This window comes from Kitasatospora sp. NPDC093102, assembly GCF_040683915.1.
Lineage (GTDB): Bacteria > Actinomycetota > Actinomycetes > Streptomycetales > Streptomycetaceae > Kitasatospora.
In genome coordinates this window covers 1-9,080 of the sequence record NZ_JBFBFA010000094.1, presented here as the reverse complement: position 1 = coordinate 9,080, position 9,080 = coordinate 1, and the positions used below count along the sequence as shown (strand labels likewise).

Annotated in this window: 11 protein-coding genes; all 11 read right to left on the bottom strand. The window is 68.4% G+C overall.

The features are described from left to right. Nucleotides 1–92 precede the first annotated feature (92 nt). A complete protein-coding gene (locus tag AB0O11_RS38545; RefSeq protein WP_363397080.1) occupies nucleotides 93–635 on the bottom strand; it encodes a hypothetical protein in 543 nt (180 codons plus the stop codon). Then, on the bottom strand, nucleotides 632–967 hold the full coding sequence (locus AB0O11_RS38540; RefSeq protein ID WP_363397077.1) for a helix-turn-helix transcriptional regulator: 336 nt from the start codon (nucleotides 965–967) through the stop codon (nucleotides 632–634). Before AB0O11_RS38540 ends, AB0O11_RS38545 begins: the two co-directional genes overlap by 4 nt. Next, a complete protein-coding gene (locus tag AB0O11_RS38535; protein WP_363397074.1) occupies nucleotides 964–1,227 on the bottom strand; it encodes a tyrosine-type recombinase/integrase in 264 nt (87 codons plus the stop codon). The genes AB0O11_RS38540 and AB0O11_RS38535 overlap by 4 nt, the downstream gene beginning before the upstream one ends. Nucleotides 1,228–1,317: 90 nt before the next feature. Beyond that, on the bottom strand, nucleotides 1,318–1,605 hold the full coding sequence (locus tag AB0O11_RS38530; protein WP_363397071.1) for a hypothetical protein: 288 nt from the start codon (nucleotides 1,603–1,605) through the stop codon (nucleotides 1,318–1,320). Between the two features lie 33 nt (nucleotides 1,606–1,638). Then, the gene (locus AB0O11_RS38525; protein WP_363397068.1) at nucleotides 1,639–2,004 is read right to left on the bottom strand and encodes a hypothetical protein; all 366 of its coding nucleotides are present in this window, start codon (nucleotides 2,002–2,004) and stop codon (nucleotides 1,639–1,641) included. A 62-nt stretch (nucleotides 2,005–2,066) separates the two neighbouring features. Continuing rightward, entirely contained in the window at nucleotides 2,067–2,519 is a 453-nt protein-coding gene (locus AB0O11_RS38520) for a hypothetical protein (RefSeq protein WP_363397065.1), read from the bottom strand. A gap of 51 nt (nucleotides 2,520–2,570) precedes the next feature. Continuing rightward, complete coding sequence (locus tag AB0O11_RS38515) at nucleotides 2,571–3,032, bottom strand: hypothetical protein (RefSeq protein ID WP_363397062.1); 462 nt, start codon at nucleotides 3,030–3,032, stop codon at nucleotides 2,571–2,573. Beyond that, nucleotides 3,029–5,224 carry a site-specific integrase gene (locus tag AB0O11_RS38510; protein WP_363397060.1) on the bottom strand — a complete coding sequence of 732 codons (2,196 nt, stop codon included), beginning with the start codon at nucleotides 5,222–5,224 and terminating at the stop codon, nucleotides 3,029–3,031. Before AB0O11_RS38510 ends, AB0O11_RS38515 begins: the two co-directional genes overlap by 4 nt. Next, entirely contained in the window at nucleotides 5,221–6,939 is a 1,719-nt protein-coding gene (locus tag AB0O11_RS38505; protein ID WP_363397057.1) for a hypothetical protein, read from the bottom strand. The genes AB0O11_RS38510 and AB0O11_RS38505 overlap by 4 nt, the downstream gene beginning before the upstream one ends. Beyond that, nucleotides 6,939–8,414: a site-specific integrase gene (locus AB0O11_RS38500; protein ID WP_363397054.1), complete on the bottom strand. Its 1,476-nt coding sequence runs from the start codon at nucleotides 8,412–8,414 to the stop codon at nucleotides 6,939–6,941. Before AB0O11_RS38500 ends, AB0O11_RS38505 begins: the two co-directional genes overlap by 1 nt. 90 nt (nucleotides 8,415–8,504) lie before the next feature. Then, complete coding sequence (locus AB0O11_RS38495; protein WP_363397051.1) at nucleotides 8,505–8,879, bottom strand: hypothetical protein; 375 nt, start codon at nucleotides 8,877–8,879, stop codon at nucleotides 8,505–8,507. Nucleotides 8,880–9,080: the final 201 nt, after the last annotated feature.

Genomic DNA, 9,080 nt, shown 5'->3' with positions numbered 1-9,080 from the left:
CTTCACCGAAGTCATCCGCCCGCAACCAGCGTGAGCACCCCGACGCCGACGCACACCAGGCCCGTGACCTGCCACTTCACGATGCACACCACTCAATGCATGAGAAGGTCTCGGACATAGGCAACTGAGCGCCAAGGCGATAGCGTCCCCAATCCATCGTGGCTCAGTGGCACTTGTCCTTGGGCGAGGGCTTGCAGGATCTGCTGGACGTGAGGCTTGCCGACCCAGGTGAGCATCCCTTTGGGCCGGGGAACGCTCCTGACCTCGTCGTAGAACGGGACGAGTTCGGGCCGGATCCGGCCGGTGCCGTCGTCCAGGAGGTCTTCCAGGCGCTCGGCCAGGACGCAGTTTCCGCAGACTCCGCGCTGGTAGCGGGCGGCTTCGCGGCCGCAGCGTTCGCAAAAGAAGTCGCCCAGGCCGCCGGCGCAATTGGTGCACCACTGACCGCCGTCCGGTGCGATGCCGGGGGTGAGCCGGTCGATGCCGCAGCCGACACATCGGCCGTAGGTTTCCAGCGCGTGGTCGCGGCAGGAAGCGCAGATGTAACCCTCGGGCCAGTGGGCCGCGCCGATCCGGACGGGGCGGCGGCAGCGCGCGCAGAACAGGTCCTCGTCCCGGACGCGGGTGCGGCTCACTTTTCCGGCCGGACTCGGGCCCGCTTCGGCCGGATGGTGGCGGCCAGGTCGACCACGTCGGCGCCGCCGGAGGCGGCGGTGCGGCGCGGTGCGGCGTTCTCGGCTCGGGTGGCGATCAGGTCGGCGGGGGTGACGCCGAGGATGTCGCAGAGCGCGGCCAGCACCGGCAGCGACAGGCGTTCGGGTGTCTGGGTGACCAGCCGCCAGACCTGCACCGAGGACAGTTCGATGCCGCGGTCGGCCAGCAGCGGGGACAGGTCGGAGGCGGCGAAGATGCCGCGCTGGGCCATCACCTCGCGCAGCCGCCACTGGTAGCTGACCTGGCGTTTCATCGTGCCCTCCTTGCCGGCCGCAGAGCGGCTTCCATCGTCGCGTCCAGGACCCGTCGCAGCGTACGGGTGCGGAAGTCGGAGGACACGCAGGTGTAGATCGCGGTCGTGGAGGCATAGTCGTGGCCGACCTGCTCCTGGACGAAGCGGGCGTCCCAGCCGTCCTCGATCAGGTGGGTGACGTAGGTCCTTCTTGTGTCCGCAGAGGCCGTGTGCGGGTCAGCTCGTGTTGTCTTTGAGCTGGCGGGACTCGGACGGGGCATTCGCCACGCTTCTTCCGGGCCGTGTTGCATTGCGGCCACCCAGATGTGAGGCAGACCACACTTCTGGGTGACGCCCCTGGACCGCGCTGATCACGCTTCCTCGATGCCCTCGACCAGCCGCTGATGTTCCCTCAGCTCGGTAGTCCGGGCTGCACTCGTGAGTACGATCTCCTTCGCCGTCCCGAGGGATCCTTGGCCTGCGCCGAGCAGTTCGCGGGTAACGACGATGGAGTCGATGACGCTGGCCCCCTGACTGTGCAGAAAGCGTTGAACGGCCTCCATTCCGCGCTCCTGGTCGAGCAGTGGAAGGCTCTGCTCGACCAGAGAGGTAAGGCAGGCGGCTCGGTCAGGGGTGAGGCCGTGAACGTCGTCGAACATGGGATCCCTCCTGGATACTGCTTGCTTCGATGCTCAGGTGACCTGGGTTTCTTCGTTGTTCTCGCGGTCCGCAAGGAACTCGTCGAGTAGTTGGAAGAGAACCTCGATCGCGCGGGCTTCGTCCTCAGGCGGAAGGTCCCAGGGATTGTCCCAGCCTTCGGGAAGAGCGATGTGCAGGACCTGACCGGGCCATGCGTGGTTGCAGCCCTGCCCTCGCCGGGCGACAAGCCACTCGCGCCATCCCGCCAGTCCTGGAGACCGGTGCCGGGCCGCGTTCTGGTCGTATCCGGTGAGGAACGCGGTCAGCGCTTGGAAGGAAGGGCGGCCGACGAACATCCCGGGCCGCTTGCCGACGTTGGAGAAGTACTCGCGTTCGCTCATCTCGACGAGACTGGTCATGAGTCCGTTCTCTCGCGTGATCGGGGTCGCGGTCCCGTGGGTCTGGCGGGGCGGCGACAGAGTCAGGGACAGATCCAGCAGTAGAGGCGGGCATCTCGCGTGACTGCTCGGCCGGCGAGCCCGGACAACCGTTCCAAGAAGCTGGCGAGATTCTCTGGATCAGCCGGGTAGGAGAAGACGCCCTCGGTGCTCGACCAGCTGGTGGCGATGTCGCGCAAAGACGTGGCTTCGCAGGTCGCGAGCGCGTCCCGGAAGGCGTCCGTCAGCGACACCACCACCAGCTCGCCGTCCCCCAGCATTCCGATGAGGCTGCCGTGTCGAGGGTCGGACTGGACCTCGGCGGCGGACCGGCCTGTCATGAGTGCCTCGGCGGGCGTCAGCTCCACCACTGGATCGATGCCCTTGATCACCAGTTGGTCATAGCCGGTCCCGCTGGACTCACCGTCGTCTCGGACGACGGCTCGAACAGCGTCGTCGTCATCAGCGGCAGCGAAGTAGCCGAAGAGAATACCCATGGGCAGATCATCGCATCCGCTGCTGACGGCGCCGCAGGTCGGGACGGTTGCCTAACTGCAGGATCCGATCGTCGTGGTTCGGGCTGTTGGGAGGCGTGTCATGCTGCTGACCGTCGCCGCCGACCTGCGGAGGTGGAGGATCTCGTCGTGCTGGGCGGCGAGCCGGGCCAGGGCCTGAGTGCGGAACTCGCCGAGCTCTTCGTTGGTCTTCTCCGCAGTGGCCAGCCGCGTCTTGAGCGCGGAGACCTCGGCTTTGAGCCGGGCGATCTGAGCCTCGCGCGGATCGGGGATCTCCCCAGCCTGCTGAAGGGCCTGCAGGCGGCGTTCGAGCTCGACGCGGAGGTGAGCGTAGGGGCGGGTTCCGTAGAACGCGGTGCGGTCGACGGCCGCTTCGCGGGCGAGGGTCTTGACGTCGCACTTTCCGCCGGGCGGGATCTCTCCGCGTAGGAGCCGGTCCATGGCGGCCCGGATGCGGTTCTCGTTCTCGGCCCGCTGGGCTGCGGAGATTCTCATACGGATTCCCTGTTCACAGTGTTGGCGCTGTCGATCTCGGTGACGACCCGGAGAGCGCGGTCGTAGTCGGCTTGCAGCCGGGCGCGTTCGGTCTTTCGCGTGGTGCCGAGCTGGCCGAGGAAGGTCTCGGTGCGTCCGGCGTGCTCGGCCCAGACGGGCCGGTGGCAGGGGTGGTGAGTGGCCTGCGGGCAGCGGGCGGAGTCACACATCCCGACCAGCGGACGGTCGGCTGTCGGGGTGCCGGCCAGCTTGAGGCAGAGCGCCCGGGACGGGTCGGTGAACCAGCAGTAGTTCGCGGGCCCGAGGTGGAGGACCTTGGCGCGTTTGGTCAGCAGGTTGATCACGTCGCGGTCACTGCGCTGAGTCTTCGGCGCCTTCGCGGCGGTTGCGTCGAGTTGGGCATCGATGTGCGCGAAGAAGTCAGTAAGGCTGCGAGCGCCGGGACCCGCTGGGAGGATGCCCTGCTGGTAGTTTCGGAACTCGGCAAGCACGAGGTCGAGATTGCGGTCGCTCTCGTGCTTGTTGACCTCGGCGAGGAGTTCGGCCTGGGCTCCGCCGGGGCGAGAGGCATAGCCTTCTGTCGTGGCCACGGCGATGTGTTTGAGGTGGATCTTGGAAGCGAGGACTCCGCCGGGCCGGTAGGCCATTTCCAGAGCCAGGGTTCGCCTCAGCATCCGTAGGTTCACGGGCCCTTCGGGGATGAGTGCGAGCCCGAGCCGTTGTCCGGCTGGGGAGTTGACCCAGTTCCTGAACCATCGGTAGCGGACGTCGAAGGCGAACCGGCCGAACAGCAAGGCCCCATGCTGCGGGGCGTCGTGCAGTTGCTCGGCCAGTTCGACGGCGCGATAGACCGGCTCGACGACGACCCATTCGTCGTCGGTTCCGCCGAGCGGCTGGCCTTTGACGACCTTGCTGGCGATCCGGAACCGGTTGAGGCCGGGAACGGGCTCCTCGGGCGGGCGGCGACAGCCGACCCGCAGCTCCATCAGTTCACTCGCGCGCATTCCGGACACCGCGGCCAGTGCGATGATCGCGGCGGTGCGGACGATTCCGACCAGGGCAACGGCCTCCAGGCGGTGCAGGGGAAGTGTCCAGGGCAGCGAGGATGTCCCGTCCGCCGCCTTGACCTCGACAGCAGCACGGCCGAAGGCCCTCTCCACTCCAACCACTGCGAGGGTTGTCTCCAGTGGTCCGCGCAGGGTCGGAAGCCATCGTGACCAGAACTGGCTGGCCCCGGCCTGCCGGGCCAGAACGCCCGTGGCCACCGGCAGCAGGAGATCATCAGGATCCCAACCGGTGGCGAGCCGATCGGCGATGTGGTGTTCGGCCAGCATCGGCAGCGGTGTGCACGTTCGCTCGTACTCGGCCAGCAGGCTCGCGAACTCGGCCACCGGCGCGGGACCGGCCGGGCGGAGCCCAGCCGCCCTGCAGGACGAGGTGCGGTCGGCTTCCCGTACTTCCTCGGCGAGCTCGACGGCGTGGGGGCCGAGCGTGGAGAGCAGATAGAGCGCGGCGGCGAGCATCGGCTGCAGGACGGCGTCCTCGACAGGCGGGGTCTTGTTCTGGGTCCGGCCGCAGGGCATCTCGGCGACCGCCGAGGCCGCCGCACCACCCCACGGCCGCAGATCCGCGGAGACGCGGTCGGCGGTGAACAGCTCGCGGTAATTGACGAGGTCGACGACGATCTGCGCGGCCGAGCGCCTGGTTCCGTGGCTCTGTTCCCCGACGACGGCCCCGTGCTCGTCGAGCACGTAGCGGCGGTGGGCCAGGTAAGCCTCGCAGAGACGGGCGCCGATCTGGTCCAGGCCAGACGTTCCCTGGTTTTCCAACCAGGCGAAGAATCGGGTGAGTTCGCCCAGCCGGCCCGCGCAGGTGTTCAGGTGCAAGGCGGTGCGATAGGCGCGCGGCAGCGGGATGACCGACGCATGTCTGGGGATGAGCATCGCCAGCACGAGTTCCTTGGCGACCAGCCGCCAACGGGCATCCGCGATGGCAGCGAAGTCAAAGCGCCGCGTGCATCGGGCCATCTGAGCCGGCAGACCGATGACGTGGGTGAAGTCCCAGATGTCATCCTCGAAGCACGGGCGGTTCGCTCCAGCGGGCAGTGCGAGGCCAGCCTCGTGGCAGACGTCGGTGCCAGCGAAGACCGCGGAACGGCCGTCAAAGGAGAAGACTTCAGCTGGGGTAGTCATGCGGTGAGCTCCTCAGGACGCAGGGGCAGTTCGTCATCCCGGTCGGCGACGCCAGCGCAGGCCGCGGCGAGGACAGCGGGGTCGAAACGGTCCAGGACCTGCTGAATGCGGGCGGCATAGGGGCCGAAAACGGCCATGAACTGGGCGGCGGGCATCTGCTGCCACTGCCGGGAGAAGAACGCCTTCAGCCGCAGCAGGTTGACCGCGTGCCGTGGGGCGAAGACCGCCAACGGGCAGAGAAGGCAGACCCAGGGACGGGCCGGACAAGGCTTCCCCTTCGGACCGTGCAGCCCGGAGAGCTGATCGCCGCAGGCAGCGGTGAACACATCGCGCTGCCCGCCGACCAGTTCGGCGATCGCCGCATCGTCCAGGTCCATGGCCGCGACCAGCTGCGGATAGCCCTCGGCCAATACCGCCGCATCCTCTTCGGTGATCACGGTGGGCGGGTGGGAACGTCGGAGCATGTCGTGCTGGGCGTCCTCAATGATGGTCTCGACGGCGCCTTGCTGAGCGGGGGTGGCCGCGGTCAGGTAGTGGTCGCCCTCGACCGCCGGGGTGTGGTTCGGGTCAATCGTCGCCCGGCCGCTGCCGGTCCAGGCACTCTTGTCCCGCATCGCCTCGTGCGTGGTACGGATCCGGGAGCGGTGGATCTTCAAAGGACGCCCGTCCTCGCCGAAGATCTGGTGACGCGCAACCCACCGTTGGACGGTGACGCGCGCACCGGTCCCAGCGGTCACCGCGAAGTGCCCCGGCCGGCTGAGGGCCAGCCACAGACGTCGCTGGCCATCGGGGGCGCTGAAGCTTCTCAGCAGGGCCGAGTGCGCCAGCCACTGCTCCAGCAGGCGCACGGCCCGGCGCGGCAGGTTCAGGCTCTCGGCTGCCGTGCGGCCCTTGATATAGGAGAGCAGGATCGTGCTGTCCCCGGCCCAGTCGATGTCGTCGGTAACCAGGTCGTCGATCCCGTCGGGGACGATGCCGGAGTAGATGCCCAACAGCAGCCGGTAGGCGATCATGGCGTGGTGGGTGGGGAAGAGATCGGCACTGGCCTGCATGAACCCGCCGCGCTGCCAGACCGCCGACTCGGTGCAACCGACCTCTTCGCCGAAGCGGGCGGCGTTCACCGGGCCGAGCCGGGCCAGCAACCACCGTACGTTTTCCGGCTTCCAGCCGCCGGAACCCGGATGCTTCCCCTGGGCAGCCGCGGCCAGGGCCCGCCGGTGAGCGGCGTACGACTCGTCGGCGAGGGTGCGGCAGACCTCGGTGAGGCGCTGCCACTCGGCCTCCGCGTAGGGCGGCAGCTGGTGATGGTTGGGCTGGAGGTTGTAGGGCCGTCCCGCCGCAAGCTCCACCACCCCATCGGCGAGGACGCCGCCGACCTGCGCGAATGCTCTCACCATCGCCCGGGTGCACGCCTCTCGGGGGCCGGTGCTGCCCAGCCAAAACTCGGCGAGTTGCCCCCGCCGGAGCTGGGCGGCGCCGCCGGTGAACCCGCGTCCGGCGAGAACCCGCACCATCTGCCGCAGAGCCTGGACGTAGTGGTTGACCGTGCCGGCTGAATCCGCGGTGCCGTGTGGGTGGACCAGGTCGACCAGCCCGATGGCCAGATCCCGGGCCAGGTGCGGGTTGGGTAAGCCGTCCAGGGAGAACTCCGCGCGGCTGCCGTCGCTGAACACGCAGGTGACGCCCAGTGGTTCGTCGATGAGCATGGTCGGCATCAGGCGTCTCCGTCTTCGTCCTCAGGAGCGAACTCGTCTCCGGCCTCGCGTTCGGCCCACGCGTCGTCAGTCAGTCCGGCTGCGGCGCTGGCGCCTTCGTATGCCTCCCGGTAGATGCGGGTCGTGTCCAAGCGGCGGAGGTACTTTTCCGTGGTCAGAACGGTGGAATGTCCTAACAAATCACGGAGCACCAGCAGCGGGTCGGCCTTGGTCAGGTAGAAGACCAGCGCGGCGTCGGCGTCGGCGTCCCGCACGAGCTTCGCGGCCTGCCGATAGTGCCCGGTGACCAGGTATTCCAGGGTCCTCATCGAGAAGGTGTGGCGACATCGGTGGGGCCAGACGTGCGGGAAGCGGGGCTCGAAGCGGGCCCGGATCCGGTTGGATGTGCGCTCGAAGACCGTCGCCCAGGCGGTGAACGGGCCGCCGCCGTTCTTGAGTGCCAGCAGGCACGAGCCCCCGCCCGGGGCGACCAGCCGGCGCCGCTCGGCCGGGGCCAGCGACGCCCACGACCGCCGGACGCCGTTGATCAGCCCGCCTCGGGCGTCGGGCTCGGTCACCATCAGCGGATCACCCCATCGCCGCGGCGGACGCCAGCTCGCGTCCTCCGCCGTGGCCGCCCGGTCCAGCTCCAAGTAGTCATGAACACCGGCGAGGGCCTCGTAGGAGGTCCACGTGGTGCGGAATTTCCTTCCCTTGGTGATCCCGGCCGGCACCGGGAACGGGATCGGCACCGCAGTCGGCTCCGGCGCCGGCAGCGCGGGGATCTCCCACGGCAGCAGGTAGGTGAACTCCTGCAGCCGCAGCCCGGTGGCCAGCGCGAGATCCCCGACCACTCCATTGCGGGTCATCTCCCTCCCGTGGAAGCCGCTGTCCTGGGAGCCGTCCGGCGCCAGTCCGCGCAGTCCGTTGCGGAACAGTTCGGTGAAGTCCGGCTCCAGGTACTTGATCGTGACGTGCGGCTTCGGGGTGCGGCGGACCGCCAGGTTCACCTTCACCTCCCGGCCGGTGCCGGCGAACAGGGCCCGCGCGGCCCGGTAGGTGAACGGCTCCGCCGTCGCGTACCCCTCGTTGAGTGCCCAGCGGTAGAACAGCGACAGGATGCTCATGTGCTGGCCCCATGTCGTCGCCGCGAACCGGGCCTTCAGCGGGCCTGCGGCCCGATGCTCGGCGTACCGGCTCAGCCCCGCCTTCAACCGCTCCCGCGAGTCGAATAACCCCACCCCGTGCTCGGCCAGGAACTCCATCCACTCCTTGACCGCCCGCGCGTAGTTCTCCCACGAGCTGGGTGCCGGCGCCCCGCTGGCCGGGAGTTCACGCAACCACCGGTTCACCACCGCCGTCGGACGCGGCACGGCCGGTCCGTCCTCGAAGCGCAGGTCGTCATCGACGAGCACGGGCATCCCCTCGGGGATCAACGGTCGGTGCTCGACGTCCCAGGACTCCCAGCCCCGGGACGAGAAGAAACTCAGGATCATGAGCGCTGACAGTAGAAACACCACACCGTTCAGCGCAAAGCCCAAACGCCCAGCACAGACGTCCAGTTGCAGCCAATCGCCACACAGAAACTAAGCAGAGACAATCCTTCGGAAGTCGTGGGGCGTGTAGTTCAGGGGCTGGCCGGTGGGGTCGGTCAGCGAGGCCCGGGGCAGGGTGTCGTTGATCAGTTGGTAGACCATGTTCGTGGTGATGACGTCGCGCTTCCAGCCGACGCGGCGCTGGAAGAGGTGCGGCAGGGGCAAGCCAGTTACCAGCTCGTGGGGGTCGTAGCGGGCTACGAGGGGGACAGTGCCGGCGTTGTCCCTGCGGAGCCGGCTGATGACGGTCGCGAGGACGCTGGCCAGCTCGGGGCTGACGAGGAGGAGCCGCTCCTCGTTGCTCTTGGACGGGACGACCTGCAGCAAAGGGACGACCTCGCCGGTGTCGGCGAGTCGGTAGGACACCAGCGCCAGCTGGGTCAGCTCCAGGAGCTCTTCGAGGCGGATGCCGGTGTGCCGCAGGGTCTCGATGACCGCCCAGGCCCAGAACGCCTCGTCCTCGCTGCGGGTTAGAAGGTGTTGTCTTTCGGCACGTGACCGGTGGGTTTCCGCTGGTCAGGCATGAACTCCGTGGTGTCGAGGAAGAGTCGGGCCGTCGCGTTCGTC